Here is a 17,043-nt window from a genome sequence, read left to right on the forward strand (position 1 = left end):
GCGCTGGCTCCAAATAATCAGAAGGAATGCTTTAGCGTAAGCTTGAAATTACGGGGCGAACCCATGAAGAAGCCATAGCCTGCGCTCGTATTCAGGGCTGAATAATAATTCTTATCGAAAAGATTATTGACATTGAGTTGGAGGGCTGTCTGTTCGTTGAAGTCATACTTTGCCATCACATCAGCTACCGCATAAGCCGGCTGCTCGACATTGAATGCACCACTTTCATAGTAGAGCTTACTTTGCGCCCTTAAACCGCCGCCAATAGTCAGATGCTCATCCGGGAATGTGTAAGTTGTAAACAGCTTGAAAACGTGTTCCGGATATTGATAAGTAGCAAATTTTTCCCCTGCAGAAGCACCTTCAGTATACTTGGAAACAGCATAGGTATACCCGCCTGTCATACGCCAACGATCTGTGATGAAGCCGCTCAGTTCGAGTTCAATGCCGCGCGTCCGAACACCATCCACACCTTCGTAGCAAGCGAGAATTGTCGGATTACAGTATGAAACGTCTGAGAGGCGAGAGGCGACGTTATCTCGCATTACCTGGAAAACCGCGAGTGTTCCATTGAGCCTCTGATCGAAAAACTCGCCTTTGAAACCAGCCTCGATATTTGTGCCAGTGATCGGATTAAGCAGATCGCCGCCACGGCCGAAATTATATTGTGGCTGGAAGATGCTGGTATAACTCGCATAAGCGGAGAGAGTATCGTTGATATCATAAACTACACCGGCATAAGGCGTGAATATCCCATTCTCTCGAATCTGGTTTGGCGTAACTTTTGCGGTCGAAAGTATAGTGGTTGTGGCATCGTAGTCGTACCAGGAGAACCTGGCTCCGGCGATCAGCTTAAGGGAATCGGTGATTGCAAAGCGACCGGCTGCATAAGCACCAATTTGCTCAGTCTTATAGTGAAGCTGGCTGAAGGGCTTGAAATCTGAATAGTCGAATACCGATGATGAACTCCAGTTCAATGGGTCGTTAATCAGGGTTGTTGGGCCAAGCGAGTTTAGAATCGTTAGATTGGTGCGGTTAGCATTGACGCCAAGGACGAGATCATGCTCACGGCCGAATGCTTCTAGCGAACCATTAAGGTTGGCATCGAATGCGTAGACGTCGTTATCATAGTTGAAAAGGCGGTCATACAGATAAAGATTGGAACCAGTGTAGCTCGAAAAGGATGCGGCCATTTCCGACTTAGACCAAGATGCGCGGCCAGTAACGTTCAGTTTCCAGTCATTGTCAAAACGATGCTCCAATTCAACAAATGCGGTGTGCTGTGAGCGATCAACATACTGCCAGTCATTGCCAATAAAATCTGACGGTGAAAAATCATAGAATGAGCCATCAGTTTTAACCGGTAATCCACCCCAATCGTAGCCATCAATCTTCTGCTTCTGGTAACTATATCCAAGGTTGACGGTCGTATTCTCTCTCACATCCGCTTCGAGCGTGCTGTAAAAGATGCCATCCTTGTTAAAAGAGTCATCTTTATAGGTTTGACCAGAACCATAGGAACTCACTATGCGGCCCCGCACAGTTCCTTCAGTGTTGAGCGGAGTAGAATGGTCCAAAACCGCTTTGATGCTCCCCCACGACGAAGCCCTTGTGGTGATTGTGGTTTTCTTCTCATCAAGAGGTCTCTTGCGCATCAAATTTATTGCACCGGATGGATTACCAGCGCCCGTGACAAGGCCCGATGCACCGCGCAGCACTTCAACACGATCATACATGTCCATATCATCGGCGCCATCACTGTCACGTGCATAATATTGCACAGGATTAGCTACGCCATCATACTGCATGTTGTCGATGATTAACCCGCGCGACCAATATTGATAACGTGCATCACCAAAGTTCTGATTAGCAATAAGGCCCGGGGTATCCGCAACCGCCTGATCAAGCGTTTCATAAGACTTGTCTTCAATTTTTTGGCGAGTCACCACTGTAACGGTCTGAGGCGTTTCCTTGACGGAAAGCGGTAGCTTCACACCGGTCGACATTGCGCCTGTCGTGTAGGAGCCAGTACCTTCTGTTGTACTGCCAAGGCCACTGATGGTTATGGTATCAAGTACTGTGGAGTTTTCGACGTTTTTCACATGGTCCGTCGTCAAGCCCGAGACAAGAGAAACTGAAGTTGCTCCGGTGAAGCGATAGGAAACGCCCGTCCCTTGTAACAATATACCGATTGCCTGTTCACGCGAATAAGTGCCCTTAACGCCGGAACTGCGAAGTCCCTTCAATCGGTCAGCGTCATAGAAAACTTGGAGCCCCGCACGATCTGCAAGAGCGAGAACGGCTGTATTGAGACTTTGTGCGGGAATGCTGAGAGTAATTTTCGACGCATCTGCTACTGCGCCAGCGGTCTTCTGCTGCGCTAAAGCCGACGATGCTGAGATTGCTAGCCCAGCGACGATAGTCAGCGCACTTGCGGAAGCCACGAGCCAGATTGGCGTGGTACGCCTGCTTTCCGAGCGATTGCCACCTGATTGCACCCCATTGCGAAAACCTTTCATCCTATTCGATTGCATTGGCAAAATATCTCTTCCGCCAGTTCGCAAATAAGACGAATTCAGTCATGTTTCCCGGTAACGATTTTCCCAGTTTTTTAAAAAATATGGTAAGTTATTGGAATATATTGTATATTTTATCACCATAAGGACGAAATTTAATAAAGCACCGTGACCAGATGAGGAACAAATGTCGAGCGCAAGCCGAGTTCGCTGGAGATGGTGGAGAGCGCATTATCAAGATCATTGATCTGGAACACGCCGCTGACCCTGCGGTTCGCAAGTGTAGAGTCGGAGATGACAATGCGACCGCGGCGATAACGGTTGAGTTCCGCTACAACCTCAGCAAGCGTCACCTGATCAAAGACCAGACGGCCGCGGCGCCAAGCTGTGGCTTGCTCAACATTCTGGAGGCTCACCTGGCCGAGGCCCGTAGCCCGAGAATAGCGCACGGATTGTCCAGGAGATAAAACGACTTGTTTCATGTCGCCTGCTGCGTCGGAAAGCTCAACCCGGACTTCATGCTCGGCAACCGTAACCTCAACGGTATCCGATAGACGCTCCATCGCAAACTGGGTGCCGAGCGCCGTCGCCGTACCATTGACGCCTTCAACGACGAAGGGACGCTTTTCACCTGATCCCATGGGAGCAACGGTAAAATACGCCGCGCCCTTGATCAGCGTGACACGCCGTTCCTGATCACTAAAATGCAATGCGATTGCGCTGTTGGTGGAAAGCTCTACAACGCTTCCATCGGAGAGTTTCACAGTACTCTGCTCGCCCGGCGTCGTGTAGTAATCCGAAGCAATGAGCGTGACGGGGTTCCCATACCAAAAGCTCACGGCAGTAGCAGCAACGATCAGACAGATGGCCGCCATCACAGATCGCTGCCAGAAGTCAGAGCGCTGTTTTACGATCGGTGCACGTACAGGTTGATACGGTCGCTTTTGCTGTCTGGAAGGCGCTCTATCAGCATCCAAGAGGTCGGGAGTTTGACGAAGCCCGGCTAAATCGCTCCAGGTCTGCCGGGCAAACTCCAAAGCTTTCACATGAGACTCACTTCTTGAGCACCAGACTTCAAATGACTTGTGCTCGTGCGGCGACATCGGTTTTCCACCCAAACGGATAACCCATTCAGCGGCTTCAGCCTCTATTTGTTCTTTGTCGTCTTTTTGTCCCACACTACGGTCCATGTCATTTGTGCTAACTGCCCAGACCCATTTGTGAATATGACGCTCGAGCACCCCATATCCAGTAAAGCCGTGACGATTTCTTGTTATTGTGGCCTAAGTCGCTGCGTAACGTGCAGCAGCGCCTTGGCAAGATGTTTTTGCACGGAGCTTTCCGAAATTCCAAGCCGAGCAGCCGTCTCAGCATAGCTCAAACCTTCAATTCGGCTGAGCACAAAGATTTGACGAGTTCGCCCCGGCAATTCAGCGACAGCAGTCTGCAAGCGGTCGAGCTTTTGCCGGGCGTCGATCGCCTCTTCTTGTGTTGGGCGATCGTCGGCAATCTCCGCCATCTCGTCATGGGTAGAAGTATCTGTCTTTCGACGCGCTTTCTGCCGCACATGGTCAACAGCCAGATTATGCGCCGTACGATAAAGATAGGAGCGAGCGTGCACAACTTTTGTGCCGTCCACGGAGTTTTGTTCTGCATAGCGTAAGAACGCTTCTTGCGTCAGGTCCGCAGCAGTGTCCGAGTCTTTTAACTTTTGTGTGAGATAGGTTTTCAGTTCCCGCTGGTGTGCAAGGAACAGCCCCTTCAACGTCTTACCTGCCACTTTTTTTGGTAAACACTCTCAGTTTATCAAATTCATGAGCAAAACTATCCGGATTTATACGATTCCGCAATCTGGCAGTATACAGACCATCGCAAATCCCCTAACCAACCATTGCCCGTTTCGGTTCGCTAATCATTAAAAGATAGTGCGATCTATTTGAATCGAAGCGACTATCTCACACTTAGTGCAATACGATTGGCCGGTTTTACGGCTATCAGAATTCGAGCACAGCGTCTGGTTTAGAGCGCAAAGCGGGTCTTGTTCAGCCATACGAAATCTGCGCCCGACATCTAATAGCAACTTCTGTCGGGACTTCGCGATTTAGCAATGTTCTCTTCCATGGAACGCTCAGCGGTATTTCGTCTACAGCCGGCACGGTGTTTTCCTGCTCACTCAGCGAAACAACTAATAGGGCGTATCTGCTGGCGGTTTGATGCTTCTAATTCGAAGTCTAAATCGGCCCTCGCTAGCGGCGCGCGCAGTGCAAAGTGTCTGATTTCCGGCATAAATCTCAGAGTTTTCCTTATGTTTAAGCCAGACTTTGCTCTCAATCCATTATACGCCGTCGTATTTGTGGTCCATTAAAATCTGATATTTCAGATATTGAAGTATCAGATATGTTCTGTTAATGATGCCTGACAGACGAATTTGGAGAAGAGAAGAACTTTGGATCAGCATGCTTCACCCTTTAAGCCGATAAAGCTGAAAAACCTTCGGGATCATGTTCATGATGATCTTCGTGAAGCGATTATTTCAGGGCGATTGAAGTCGGGGGACAGGTTGAATGAGCGCCAGCTGGCGCTGGATCTTGGGATCAGTACCAGTCCGCTTAAAGAAGCTCTGCGCCAGCTAGAGGGTGAGGGATTGGTGCGGACTGAATCGCGTCGCGGTACTTTTGTTTGCTTCAACGCGCGTCAGGCTGAAGAAATGACACTGGCGCGCGCGGCGCTTGAAAGCATCATCGCACGGCAGGCAGCAAAACACGGAAGCGAGGAGGCTTTCATCATGTTGCGTGCGGTGATTGAAGAAATGCGTCTTGCTGTAGAATCTGGCGATGTGGATGCTCTTATTGAGCTCAATGAGAAGTTTCACGATGGCATCCATGATGCGTCGGGATGTGAATATCTGCGGCGCTTACAGAATGCGCAGCGGATGTATGATCACGCAGCCCGAGTAACGGTGTTGTCGCGGGAGGATGTTCGTCGGCAGTCATTTCAGGAGCATGAGTCAATCATGAACGCGATTGCTGCAAGAGATGGAGATTTGGCTGAGCGACTGATGCGTGAGCATATCGTGAAGGCGGGGGATACGCATATCGAACTGGTCTTCTGACCAGTACCTGGGAGGGAATTATGAATTTGACGGAATACCGTGGGGTGCTGCGAGGCATCTCAGGCGTCCACGCGACTGCATATAACAGCGACGGCGATATTGATGCGGTTCTGACAACAAAAATCGTTGAGCGTATCGCCAGTGCCGGTGTGCATAATATTGTTACCGGCGGCAATACTGGCGAATTCTATAGTATGACCATTGATGAGGTCATTCGCTTGCAGGCGATTGCCATTAAAGCAGTGGATGGCAAGGCAGCCGTAACTGCCGCCGCCGGACGCTCGGTGCGTGATGCAATCCGACTTTGTAAAGCTGCGAGTACAGAGGGTGCTGTGGGTGTGATGATCCATCATCCGCTTGATCCTTTTGCCGCACCTCATGCGCAGGTCGATTATTTCATTGAGATTGCTGAATCCACAGATCTCCCGATCGTGGCCTATATCCGTTCAGATCTTATACCGCTTAATGAAATGGTGCGTCTTGCGACGCACCCTGGAGTAGCAGGCGTCAAATTTGCGTCGCCCAATGCAATGCTTTTCTTCGAATGTTGCCGGGCGACCAAAGGCACCGATGCGACATGGATTTGCGGCCTCGCGGAAAGCTGGGCCCTGCCATTTTACGCGCTTGGAGGGCGTGGCTTTACGTCAGGGCTGGTCAATGTTGCACCAAAACGTTCGCTTGCTGTGTGGAATGCGCTGGAGAAGGGCGATTACCAGCGTGCAAGAGCGATTGTCGAAAGTATCGCTGATTTTGAAACGATGCGGACCAAATATCGCAATGGTTCCAATGTCACTGTTGTGAAGGAAGCTTTGCAGATTCAAGGACTTGCGGTTGGGGATGTTCGGTTGCCCGGTTTGCCGAAGCTTGATGCGGAAGATCGTAAGTCACTCGAAAAGATTATTGCCGGATGGGAGACTGACGCTCTTGTCTGAAAAATAGAAAACCGGCCCGCTGCGCAGGAGGAAGCGAAGTGTGCCGGATTGTTTAAAAGTGGAGGAGAACATGGGTACAGGAATTTCACGCCGTACATTCATGGCTGGCGCTGGTCTTGCGACAGGTATGGGGATTTTATTGCCTAGAGGGGCTGCATGGGCGCAATCGGCAAAATTGCCATCCAGCCCGGTCGGAATCAATGTGATTGACGCGGCAGGTAATCTCGCGCTGACACAGCCGATATTTGATAATTTTGCTGCTGAAAATAAGAACCTGGTTTCCCGCTTTACATTCAACAAAGCGCCGGCGCCGGAGTTGCCCGGCAAAATCAAAGCACAGCAGCGCGCCAATCGTGTAGATATTGATCTTGTGATCATCGGTCCTGATGCACTTTCAGCTGGCCTTGCCGATGACATCTGGACTGACATTATTGCCCTTCCTGATAACGGTCTGCCAAATTTGCAGGACGTCTATATGGAGCCAGCATGGCGCATGCAGGAAATGTCGCAAGGCAAAGGCGTTGTGGTTTCCTATTATCCATCGGGGCCTCTGCTTGAATATCACCCCGATAAGGTTAAGACGCCACCTAAGACTGCGGAAGAGCTGCTTGAATGGACCAAACAAAATCCGAATAAGTTCATTTATGCCCGCCCTGCAAATTCTGGTCCAGGTCGTACGTTCCTGATGGGGCTGCCGTACCTTCTGGGCGATAGTGATCCAAAAGATCCAGTGAATGGCTGGGACAAAACATGGGCCTATCTCAAGGAACTGCACAAGAATATTGAATATTACCCTGCCGGCACCGGCGCTTTGATGAAAGAGCTGGGCGAAGGCACACGCGACATGACTGTCACCACCACGGGTTGGGACATCAATCCGCGTGCGCTGGGTGTGGTTCCAAAGGAAATGGCTGTAAGTAAACTCGACGGTTTCCATTGGGTGGCGGATGCGCATTATTTTGCCATTCCGAAAGGCGTGCCGGAAGAGAAAGTCGCGGTTCTGATGGAGTTTATCAAGTTCGCGCTCAAGCCGGATCAGCAGGCTTATTCTTATGATGCGGGTTATTTCTATCCGGGACCTGCGGTAAAAGATGTGACTATCGATATGGCTCCACAGGCAAGTCGGGACGTAATCACCGAATTTGGCCGTCCTGAATATGCTGACTGGATTGCCAACAATCCTATCGAAATGCCGCTTGAGCCGGCAGCGCTGGTCGCAGCTTTCCGCCGTTGGGACGAGGAAGTCGCGTCTCAGTAGGTCTCTAGTGTGGCGTCTGTAACGGGCATCAGATTGCGCCGTTACAGGCAGCCCATGATCACCAATCAACTTATGGTGCTTGCGTCAATGTCATTTCAAGAATTGCGGCTTGACCGCATGAGCCGGTCATTCGGAAATTTTGCTGCGCTGAGTGAGATTAATCTCACCATCAGAAAGGGAGAATTTATTGCTCTTCTTGGTCCTTCGGGTTGCGGAAAGTCGACCGCACTTAATTGCATCGCCGGTTTGTTGGGCACCACCGGCGGTGGCATTTATGTCGATGACAGGCGTGTGGATCAGTTGAAGCCGGAAGATCGCGGTTTTGGTATGGTTTTCCAGAACTATGCGCTGTTTCCGCATATGACTGTGCTTCAGAATGTCGGCTTTGGCTTGAAAATGCGCCGCGTTTCAAAAAGTGAAATCGAACAGCGCTCCCGTGCGGCCTTAACGCTTGTGCGTTTGCAGGGACAGGAAGATAAACTGCCGGGACAGCTTTCCGGTGGACAGCAACAGCGTGTCGCTATCGCACGCGCGATTGTGATTGAGCCACCTGTCGTGCTGATGGATGAACCGCTCTCCAATCTTGATGCAAAACTGCGGCTCGAAATGCGCGCCGAAATCAGACGCATTCATAACCAGCTCAACTCAACGACGATCTATGTGACTCATGATCAGGATGAGGCTTTGTCATTGGCCGACCGTATTGTAGTTTTGCGGGACGGTGAAATCCGGCAGGTCGGAACACCGCACGAGCTTTACGAGAAGCCGCTTTATCGCGATGTCGCGGCTTTTATGGGCTTCCGCAATGCACTGCATGGACAGGTGGTGCGTATCGATGGTGATCAGGCAACGATTTTGGTCGCAGGCCGGGAGTTAAACGGGCGTGCGATGGACATGCTTGCACCGGGCAGTGATGCGGTTTTGATGGCGCGTGGCGACGATGTTGTTTCGGGTCAGAAGGGCAACAATACCATTGAAGCGATTGTCGAGACGATCGAATATCGCGGACGTGAATATGTCGGCATAGCGCGTACCGACAATGCCATGGAAATGGTTTTTCATGGCCCGCAAGAAGTCGCTCCGGGCGCCAAAATCACGCTGAGTATCGATGCGGAAAATGCTCTTGTCTTTGCCGGAGGAGCTTAAGCCATGGCGGACGAACGGTTTTCCAATGCAGCTCTGGCACCGGGATGGCGTCAGCGGCTTGCCAATCGCGGAATTGACGGCGTTACGCTGTTAATTCTTCCGGCTCTTTTATTTGTAATCGGCGTTTTCATCTATCCGTTTCTTTATGGTCTCATTCTCTCGTTCAATCCGCTGGATGGTGGTGGAATGCTTGCGAATTATCGTAAGTTCTTCTCCGATCCGTTTCTTTATAAAACCATCGGTGCAACCCTGTGGCTGGCGATCCCGGTCACCGTGATCAGTGTGCTGCTGGCGGTTCCCATCGCCATGCGTGTTCGTCTGATGCACAAGCAGCGTCTTTTAACGACAATATTGGTACTGCCTGTGACGCTAGGCACAGTTCTGATTGCTGAAGGTTTGCTGAACTATCTCGGTCCCCAGGGCTGGTTCAGCCGCAGTCTGATTGCGATTGGCTTTATCGATAATCCATTAAAGCTCACCAATAACTACTGGGGTGTGTTTGCGTCGCTTGTGATCACGGTGTTTCCGTTCACTTTCCTGCTGACGCTGTCTTACGTGACCGGGATAGATCCCGCACTGGAACGTGCCGCTGCGACACATGGTGCCGGAAGCTGGCAACGCTTTCGTTTCGTTATGCTGCCGCTGCTGGTTCCTGGACTTGTCGTAGCCTCATGTCTGACATTTGTGCAGGCGTTTGCTGTGTTTCCATCAGCGGTGTTGCTTGGCGCGCCATCAGGGCCGACGCGTGTCATTTCCATTGCCGCAGCGCAGGCTGCCTTTGAGCAGTATGATGACTCCATGGCCTCCTCTATCGCCATGATAATGGCAGTGGTTCAGCTTCTGGTTGTCGGCGCTCTGCTTGGTGTGCGCTCGTTATTTTACCGCGGTTCGACCGCTGGCGGGAAAGGCTAAACCATGATCCGCGATACATCTGCGCTTTCCAAACTTTGGATCACTGTTGTTTGGCTTGTCACCGGCTTCTTCGTTCTCAATGTATTGGCTGTCATAACCGCGGTCGTAGTTTCAAGTTTTGGAACGCGATGGCTTGGCACATGGTTGCCGGATGCGTTTACGACACGCTGGTATGCGGCTGCTTGGGCAGAGTTCCAGCTTGATCAGGTCCTTCTTGTTACCTTTCAGGTTGTGTTTGCCGTTGTCATTTTGTCAGGCTTCCTTGGTGTTACTGCAGCTTATGCCATGGCACGCCGCGACTTTCCCGGTAAAAAGCTGGTACTGCTGATCTTCCTGCTGCCATTGTTGGTGCCACCAATCACTTTCGGTATTCCGCTGGCAACCGTGCTTTACAAGTTTGGTGTTGGTGGTACTTTCTGGGGCGTTGTTCTCGCCAATCTGGTTCCGACCGTGCCTTTTGTTATTCTGGTTATGGTGCCATTCATTGAGCAGATTGATCCCAAAATTGAAGCAGCGGCGCGCGTGTTTGGTGCGGGTACGTTCAAACTGTTTTTGCATGTGCTGTTGCCAATGCTGACACCTGGCATCCTGGCTGCGATGCTGCTTGTGCTGGTGCGCACGGTTGCCATGTTTGAGTTGACCTTTCTGACTGCCGGACCAACATCGCAAACCCTTGTGGTCGCGCTCTATTATTCGGTCTTTGCGGCTGGTGTCCGTTCTGTTCAATCCATCGATGCAATGGCGGTGATTTACATGATCACGTCGTTGATCTGGCTGATTTTGGCACTGCGTTTCGTCAATCCGACACAGATCGTTGCCCGCAGCCGTCAATCCTCAGCGCATTGATCGATCATATTATTTGGAGTGCATGATGAAAATTACTGCGATCGAAACGGTGCAGCTTCCACATCTCAATAATATCCTTTGGGTTCAGATTCATACGGATGAGGGGATCATTGGTCTGGGAGAAACGTTTCGCGGAGCTAATGCTGTGGCGGCTTATATTCATAGTGATATTGCACCGCAGCTTATTGGCCAGAACCCGCTGGAAATTGATCGTATATCGAAGCTTCTGCTGGAGCCTTATGTCGGTTTTCGTTCGTCTGGCGTCGAAATTCGCGCGGCTTCCGCAATCGATATTGCGCTGTGGGATATTTTCGGAAAGCTGACTGGCCAGCCGATCCACCAGTTGCTGGGCGGGCTCTCACGCCAGTCTATCCGTACTTACAATACCTGCGCTGGTTACACCTATAACAAGAGTGGTGCGCGCCGCTATATTGGCGATCAGGATAAGGCGCAGGAAGGTCCCTATGAGGACCAGCTTGCCTTCCATCGTGATGCAGGGGCGCTGGCTGAAAGCCTTCTGTCAGAAGGTATAACTGCAATGAAAATCTGGCCGTTCGATCCTTTTGCGGTCGCAAATGGCGGTAATTTCATTCATGCCACTGACCTTGATAAGGCGCTGCTGCCGTTTCGCCAGATCCGCGATGCGGTTGGCGATAAAATGGAAATCATGGTTGAGTTTCATTCTATGTGGGATTTGACCTCTGCACTTGCCATAGCAAGAGAACTCAAGCCATTTCGTCCTTTTTGGTCGGAAGATCCGATCAAAATGACAAATCCACAGTCGCTGGCCGTTTACGCGGAGCGCTCAGGCATTCCTGTCTGTGCCAGCGAGACAATGGCAACGCGGTCCCAATATCTTGATGTGTTGCGGGCTGAAGCATCCGATTATGTGATGCTTGATATTTCATGGTGTGGGGGGCTTTCGGAAGCTAAAAAAATAGCCACTATGGCCGAAGCTTTTCAGCGGCCGATTGCGCCGCATGATTGCACTGGACCCGTGGTCTTTGCAGCCTCCATTCATTTGTCGCTTAATGCCCCCAATGCCATTTATCAGGAATCGGTGAGGGCTTATTACACCTCGTGGTATCGTGATCTTGTTACTGTCATGCCGCGAATTGAAAATGGCATAATTTACCCGTTTGAGGGTGCAGGGCTGGGATTGGAGCTTTCGGATTTTGTGCTCAAACACCCTGATGTCATTCGTCGAAGCACTGGGGCGCAGTGATGGGTCCATTTGAATGCATAGCGGATTTACGCGGGCAGCTGATGGAAAGTCCTGTTTGGGATGATCGTCGGAAAACGCTGTTTACCTGCGATATTAATGGGCGCAAAATCTATGAGATTGATCTTGAAAAAGGTCCGTTGCGCGAATGGGCGTTTGAAACAGAAGTGCCATGTGTGGGGCTTGCCGAAAGTGGTAAGTTGGTTGTCGCACTGGCGCGCGAAGTGATCCTCTTCGACCCTGAAACAGGAGAGCGCCAAGCCCTATGGAGCGGCTATACTGAGCCGGAAACCTCGCGCCTCAACGACGGCAAGGTCGGACCTGATGGCGCACTCTGGATCGGCAGTATGGATGCTCGTCCTGAACGCGAGGCAATTTCCAAACTCTATCGTGTCACCGCCGATGGCCTCGCGCAGATAAAAGCGGAAGGCTTTGAAATATCCAACGGACTGGCATGGTCTGCCGAAGGCAAAACCATGTTTCATACAGATTCACGCGGTCCATGGATTGATCGTTACGACTTTGATGCATCTACGGGCGATATTTCGGCTCGCAAGCGCATCCGTGTTCTGGACGAGCAGACTGGCAGGCCGGATGGTGGCGCATGTGACATTGAAGGCCATTATTGGAGCGCTGGTGTTTCAGCCGGGGTGCTCAACCGTTTCGACCGTGACGGCGCTTTGCTTGAGAGCGTTGCAGTGCCAGTTCCTTCGCCGACAATGCCATGTTTTTGTGGGCCGGATTTAACCTTGATCGCTGTGACATCGCATCGCCTTGGTGGTTCAGACAGTCCGCAATCGGGTGGTGTACATCTTGCAAAATCTCATGTTGCGGGCGCAAAAATTGCCCGCATGAAGGGAGTGTGAAGCGATGAAACATATTCTTCTCACGGGCGCCTCTGGAAATCTTGGTCGAATGCTGGCTCCAAAACTGGTAAATGCAGGCTATCGGTTGCGCCTATCGGACATTGAGCTTTTCCCGGATGAATTGCCACATGGTACTGAATTTATTCAGGCTGATCTGAGCAATGCAGAAGCGGTGGCAGACCTTGTTGATGGCACTGATGCTGTGCTGCACTTTGGTGGTATCAGTGTTGAGAAATCTTATGACCTGATCGCTCAGGCTAATCTTCTGGGTGTCACACATATATTTGAGGCTGCCCGCCCTGCGCGGCAGCGCGTTGTATTTGCGAGTTCCAATCATACGATTGGATTTTATACTCGCAACGAGTTGTTGAATGCTGACGCGGCTTTTCGTCCGGATGGATATTATGGTCTCTCCAAAGCCTATGGCGAGATGCTTGGGCGCATGATGTTCGACAAGCACGGTATTGAGAGCGTGCATCTGCGTATCGGCTCGTGTTTGCCAAAACCGACCGAAGCCCGGCATCGGGCGACATGGCTGTCGCATGATGATCTGGTTCGGTTATTGATTGCGGCGGTCGAAGCACCACGCACCGGCGTTGCAACGGTCTGGGGCATTTCCGCCAATCGTGATCGCTGGTGGGAAAATGATGATGCTGCGCTGATTGGCTATTTACCGCAGGATGATGCATCGCGATTTGGCGTATTGGCTGAAACCGGCGATCCAGTATCCCGTCGCTTTCAGGGTGGAACTTTCACTGCGCATGATTATTCCCGCACGGATTAACGCTTATGGTGATTGAACTGGCTGCTTATGATTATCGCCTGAAAGTGGACCCAAGGCATGGTGCGACCATACTCTCGGCGGAATGGCAGCATCCTGATGGCGATCAAATGCCGCTCTTGCTGTCGCTTGATCAGCCTGAGGCAGGATTGAAAGCTGGCTGCTTTGTCATGGCACCTTTTGCCAATCGTGTTGATGGCGGAAAATTCGTGCTCAATGACCGGCCAATACAGTTGCCGGTCAATGCACCGGACGAAGCTATGGCAATTCATGGCTTTTCGCGAGACAGGCAATGGCAATGCACATCGGTACGCGATGATCGGGTCCTGATGACGGATATGGTTGCTGGAAGCCAGCATCCTTACAGTTACCACCTTGAACAGCAAATCTCGATTTTACCCCAGGGTATTCGGGTATCGCTTTTTATTCGCAATGAAAGTCTGCTGCGACTGCCATTCGGCCTTGGACTTCACCCATGGTTTGAAAAGACACCGGGTGCAACGCTGGAGTTTTCATCTGGTGGCGCGCCACGGCCTGACACACGTGGACTGCCGGAGGGGAGTGCTGTTTTGATGGCAGGATTTGAACCGGGTTGTCCGACGCGACTTAGTGTTCTGCCATTTATCAACAGCTGTTTTTCAGGCTGGAACAGCCGTGAGGCTCTGATCAAATGGCCGGAAAGATCTACAGCGCTCATGTTGAGAGCGGAAGGTGCATTGAAACACCTTCATGTCTTTAATCCTCAGGACCGGGCAGTTTTTTGCGCTGAACCCGTCAGTCATTTGCCGGATGCCGTAAACCGGCCCGCACTTGGTAAAGATGCCGGCATGACCATTCTAAGCCCCGGAGAAAGCCTTTCCGGTGGCGCTTTTTTCTCTGCCTTCGCTCTTCAAAACAGCACGGTGGAGCCTCTTTCGGGAAGGACATAATATGAGCAGGAAGATATATAGCGATCTGCGTTCAGCACGCTGGATGTTGCCCGACGATCAACGTTCGTCCGGTCATCGCTCCCGAACGATGCAGATGGGCTACGATCCTGTCGATTGGGAAGGCAAGCCGATTATTGCCATCATCAATACATGGTCGGATGCTCAGCCGTGTCATGCGCATTTTAAAGACAGGGTAGAATGGGTCAAACGAGGCATTCTTCAGGCGGGGGGCTTTCCGCTTGAGCTTCCGGCACTCTCCTTGTCTGAGAGCTATGTAAAGCCGACCACTATGCTTTACCGAAACATGCTTGCGATGGAGACTGAGGAGCTTTTGCGTTCGCATCCGGTGGACGGTGCGGTGCTTATGGGGGGCTGCGACAAGACAACGCCTGCTCTTATCATGGGCGCAACAAGCGCTGGGCTTCCATTCATTTTTCTACCCGCAGGGCCGATGCTGCGCGGCAACTACGCGGGTAAATTTCTTGGTTCCGGTACGGATATGTTCAAGTTCTGGGACGAGCGGCGTGCAGGTACGATAGGCAAAGAGGAGTGGCAGGGTATAGAGGGCGGAATTGCTCGCAGCTATGGCCATTGTATGACCATGGGCACGGCTTCTACCATGACGATTATCGCTGAAACCATGGGGCTGACATTGCCCGGTGCGTCGTCCATTCCCGCACCTGACGCCAATCACCAACGTATGTCCACACAATGTGGTCGCCGTATAGTTGAAATGGTATGGGAAGATCTCACGCCTGATCAGATTATCACACCAGCGGCCGTCAAAAATTCGGTGATCGTTGCCATGGCGACGGGATGTTCGACCAATGCGATTATTCATCTGATTGCTATGGCGCGTCGTGCCGGTGTTCCGCTTGAACTCGACGATCTTGACCGTATTGGGCGCTCCACGCCGGTCATTGCCAATATCCGGCCATCGGGTTCCAGTTATTTGATGGAGGACTTTTACTATGCGGGTGGTATCCGTGCGCTTGTTAAGCAATTTGCGGATAAGCTGGATACGTCTGCAATCACTGTGACGGGAAAGCCGATCACAGATGGTCTGGAAAATGTTCAGGTTTTCAACGATGATGTCATCCGGCCTTTGTCCAATCCGGTTTACCATGAAGGTTCACTTGCCGTGCTTAAAGGTAATCTGTGCCCTGATGGTGCTGTGATCAAACCTGCTGCCTGTGATCCTAAATATCATAGGCATACTGGTCCGGCACTGATCGCAGACAGCTATCCTGAACTCAAAAAAATCATTGATGATCCAGATTATCCGCTCACACCTGAAACCGTGCTCGTATTGCGCAATGCTGGTCCGCAGGGTGGTCCGGGCATGCCGGAATGGGGTATGATTCCGATGCCCAAAGCACTTCTTAAACTTGGTTTGCGGGATATGGTACGGATTTCCGATGCGCGTATGTCTGGAACCAGTTTTGGTGCCTGTGTCTTGCATGTTGCGCCTGAATCCTTTGTTGGCGGTCCGTTAGCCTTGCTTAAAACTGGTGACATGGTTGAGCTCGATATTCCGGCACGCAGTCTCAACATGCTTGTGCCTGAAGATGAATTAGGTGCCCGCCGCGCTGCGTGGATCGCACCGGAGCCCAAATATGAGCGTGGCTATGGCTTTGTATTTTCCAAACATGTCGAGCAGGCCGATAAGGGCTGTGACTTTGATTTTCTTAAAACTGAATTTGGTCGTCCGGTTGACGAGCCAGTGATCTATTAAGGATTCCCTGTGATGGACTACATTCTCTCAGAAGAAACCCGTTCTAAACTCAAAAAAGTCTCGACTGCATCTGTTGCTACCGCTCTTTATAAGCGCGGGCTGCGCAATCAGTTTATTCAAGGGGCGGTGCAGGTCGCACGCAAGCCGGAAAATATGGTGGGACAAGCCTTCACGCTGCGCTATATTCCAGCTCGTGAAGACCGCAATCCGATTACTGTTTTCCGCAATCCGGATCACAAGCAACGCGTGGCAATAGAGACCTGTCCGCCTGGATGCGTATTGGTTATGGATGCGCGAAAGGATGCGCGTGCAGCCACTGCCGGCTCCATTCTGGTAACGCGTCTGGCCCTACGCGGTGCGGCGGGAATTGTGTCTGATGGCGGCTTTCGGGATGTCACTGGCATTGGCGAACTTAAAATGCCTGCTTATTGCGCCAAAGCATCCGCGCCAACAAATCTGACCCTACACGAGGCGATCGACATTAATGTGCCGATTTCCTGTGGCGATGCTGCGGTGTTTCCCGGTGACGTTCTCGTTGGTGATGCGGACGGAGTGATGGTTATACCGGCGCATTTAACGGAAGAGATTGCAGATGAATGCGCAGGAATGGAGGTGTTTGAAGATTTTGTTCTGGAAGAAGTGATAAAAGGAGCGGCCATCATTGGTCTTTACCCTTGCACCGACGAGACAATTGCTAAGAAGTTTGACGACTGGCGACGACACAACAAACGCTGACGTTTGAAAGGAGATGTACTGCTGAACACGACTTTAATTCTGATCATATCCCG

Annotated in this window: 15 protein-coding genes; 12 read left to right on the top strand and 3 right to left on the bottom strand. The window is 51.3% G+C overall.

The window, feature by feature from the left end; translation table 11 throughout:
• Nucleotides 1-17 precede the first annotated feature (17 nt).
• The 3 genes from WH356_RS11940 to WH356_RS11950 form a co-directional block, all read right to left on the bottom strand.
• Entirely contained in the window at nucleotides 18-2,534 is a 2,517-nt protein-coding gene (locus WH356_RS11940) for a TonB-dependent siderophore receptor (RefSeq protein ID WP_339511011.1), read from the bottom strand.
• A 137-nt stretch (nucleotides 2,535-2,671) separates the two neighbouring features.
• The gene (locus WH356_RS11945) at nucleotides 2,672-3,706 is read right to left on the bottom strand and encodes a FecR family protein (protein ID WP_339511013.1); all 1,035 of its coding nucleotides are present in this window, start codon (nucleotides 3,704-3,706) and stop codon (nucleotides 2,672-2,674) included.
• 83 nt (nucleotides 3,707-3,789) lie between these two features.
• Entirely contained in the window at nucleotides 3,790-4,296 is a 507-nt protein-coding gene (locus WH356_RS11950) for an RNA polymerase sigma factor (protein ID WP_339511015.1), read from the bottom strand.
• Between the two features lie 666 nt (nucleotides 4,297-4,962).
• On the opposite strand from WH356_RS11950, the gene WH356_RS11955 reads away from it, so the two are divergent.
• From WH356_RS11955 to WH356_RS12010, 12 genes are all read left to right on the top strand, one after another.
• The gene (locus WH356_RS11955) at nucleotides 4,963-5,628 is read left to right on the top strand and encodes a GntR family transcriptional regulator (RefSeq protein WP_310014637.1); all 666 of its coding nucleotides are present in this window, start codon (nucleotides 4,963-4,965) and stop codon (nucleotides 5,626-5,628) included.
• Between the two features lie 20 nt (nucleotides 5,629-5,648).
• Complete coding sequence (locus WH356_RS11960; protein WP_339511017.1) at nucleotides 5,649-6,560, top strand: dihydrodipicolinate synthase family protein; 912 nt, start codon at nucleotides 5,649-5,651, stop codon at nucleotides 6,558-6,560.
• A gap of 70 nt (nucleotides 6,561-6,630) precedes the next feature.
• A complete protein-coding gene (locus WH356_RS11965; protein ID WP_339511019.1) occupies nucleotides 6,631-7,818 on the top strand; it encodes an extracellular solute-binding protein in 1,188 nt (395 codons plus the stop codon).
• A 72-nt stretch (nucleotides 7,819-7,890) separates the two neighbouring features.
• The gene (locus WH356_RS11970) at nucleotides 7,891-8,964 is read left to right on the top strand and encodes an ABC transporter ATP-binding protein (protein WP_339511191.1); all 1,074 of its coding nucleotides are present in this window, start codon (nucleotides 7,891-7,893) and stop codon (nucleotides 8,962-8,964) included.
• 3 nt (nucleotides 8,965-8,967) lie between these two features.
• Nucleotides 8,968-9,876, top strand: a complete 909-nt coding sequence (locus tag WH356_RS11975; protein WP_339511021.1) for an ABC transporter permease — start codon at nucleotides 8,968-8,970, stop codon at nucleotides 9,874-9,876.
• 3 nt (nucleotides 9,877-9,879) lie between these two features.
• Nucleotides 9,880-10,722 carry an ABC transporter permease gene (locus WH356_RS11980; RefSeq protein ID WP_310014642.1) on the top strand — a complete coding sequence of 281 codons (843 nt, stop codon included), beginning with the start codon at nucleotides 9,880-9,882 and terminating at the stop codon, nucleotides 10,720-10,722.
• A 25-nt stretch (nucleotides 10,723-10,747) separates the two neighbouring features.
• Entirely contained in the window at nucleotides 10,748-11,947 is a 1,200-nt protein-coding gene (locus WH356_RS11985) for a mandelate racemase/muconate lactonizing enzyme family protein (protein WP_339511023.1), read from the top strand.
• A complete protein-coding gene (locus WH356_RS11990; protein WP_339511025.1) occupies nucleotides 11,947-12,810 on the top strand; it encodes an SMP-30/gluconolactonase/LRE family protein in 864 nt (287 codons plus the stop codon). The genes WH356_RS11985 and WH356_RS11990 overlap by 1 nt, the downstream gene beginning before the upstream one ends.
• 4 nt (nucleotides 12,811-12,814) lie before the next feature.
• Entirely contained in the window at nucleotides 12,815-13,594 is a 780-nt protein-coding gene (locus WH356_RS11995) for an NAD-dependent epimerase/dehydratase family protein (RefSeq protein ID WP_339511027.1), read from the top strand.
• A 5-nt stretch (nucleotides 13,595-13,599) separates the two neighbouring features.
• Nucleotides 13,600-14,520 (top strand): aldose epimerase family protein, encoded by a 921-nt coding sequence (locus WH356_RS12000; protein ID WP_339511029.1) that lies wholly within the window; start codon nucleotides 13,600-13,602, stop codon nucleotides 14,518-14,520.
• Nucleotide 14,521: 1 nt separating this feature from the next.
• Nucleotides 14,522-16,255 carry an L-arabinonate dehydratase gene (gene araD, locus WH356_RS12005; protein WP_339511031.1) on the top strand — a complete coding sequence of 578 codons (1,734 nt, stop codon included), beginning with the start codon at nucleotides 14,522-14,524 and terminating at the stop codon, nucleotides 16,253-16,255.
• Between the two features lie 9 nt (nucleotides 16,256-16,264).
• On the top strand, nucleotides 16,265-16,990 hold the full coding sequence (locus WH356_RS12010) for a ribonuclease activity regulator RraA (protein ID WP_339511033.1): 726 nt from the start codon (nucleotides 16,265-16,267) through the stop codon (nucleotides 16,988-16,990).
• The last annotated feature ends 53 nt before the right edge of the window (nucleotides 16,991-17,043 follow it).

The organism is Ochrobactrum sp. MYb379 (assembly GCF_037479515.1).
GTDB lineage: Bacteria > Pseudomonadota > Alphaproteobacteria > Rhizobiales > Rhizobiaceae > Brucella.

Coding starts and splice junctions, on each gene's coding strand:
- WH356_RS11965 (WP_339511019.1), top strand. CDS start 6,631: ATGGGTACAGGAATTTCACGCCGTACATTCATGGCTGGCGCTGGTCTT.
- WH356_RS11980 (WP_310014642.1), top strand. CDS start 9,880: ATGATCCGCGATACATCTGCGCTTTCCAAACTTTGGATCACTGTTGTT.
- WH356_RS11975 (WP_339511021.1), top strand. CDS start 8,968: ATGGCGGACGAACGGTTTTCCAATGCAGCTCTGGCACCGGGATGGCGT.
- WH356_RS12000 (WP_339511029.1), top strand. CDS start 13,600: ATGGTGATTGAACTGGCTGCTTATGATTATCGCCTGAAAGTGGACCCA.
- WH356_RS11960 (WP_339511017.1), top strand. CDS start 5,649: ATGAATTTGACGGAATACCGTGGGGTGCTGCGAGGCATCTCAGGCGTC.
- WH356_RS11990 (WP_339511025.1), top strand. CDS start 11,947: ATGGGTCCATTTGAATGCATAGCGGATTTACGCGGGCAGCTGATGGAA.
- WH356_RS11940 (WP_339511011.1), bottom strand. CDS start 2,534: ATGCAATCGAATAGGATGAAAGGTTTTCGCAATGGGGTGCAATCAGGT.
- araD (WP_339511031.1), top strand. CDS start 14,522: ATGAGCAGGAAGATATATAGCGATCTGCGTTCAGCACGCTGGATGTTG.
- WH356_RS11995 (WP_339511027.1), top strand. CDS start 12,815: ATGAAACATATTCTTCTCACGGGCGCCTCTGGAAATCTTGGTCGAATG.
- WH356_RS11985 (WP_339511023.1), top strand. CDS start 10,748: ATGAAAATTACTGCGATCGAAACGGTGCAGCTTCCACATCTCAATAAT.
- WH356_RS11970 (WP_339511191.1), top strand. CDS start 7,891: ATGGTGCTTGCGTCAATGTCATTTCAAGAATTGCGGCTTGACCGCATG.
- WH356_RS11945 (WP_339511013.1), bottom strand. CDS start 3,706: ATGGACCGTAGTGTGGGACAAAAAGACGACAAAGAACAAATAGAGGCT.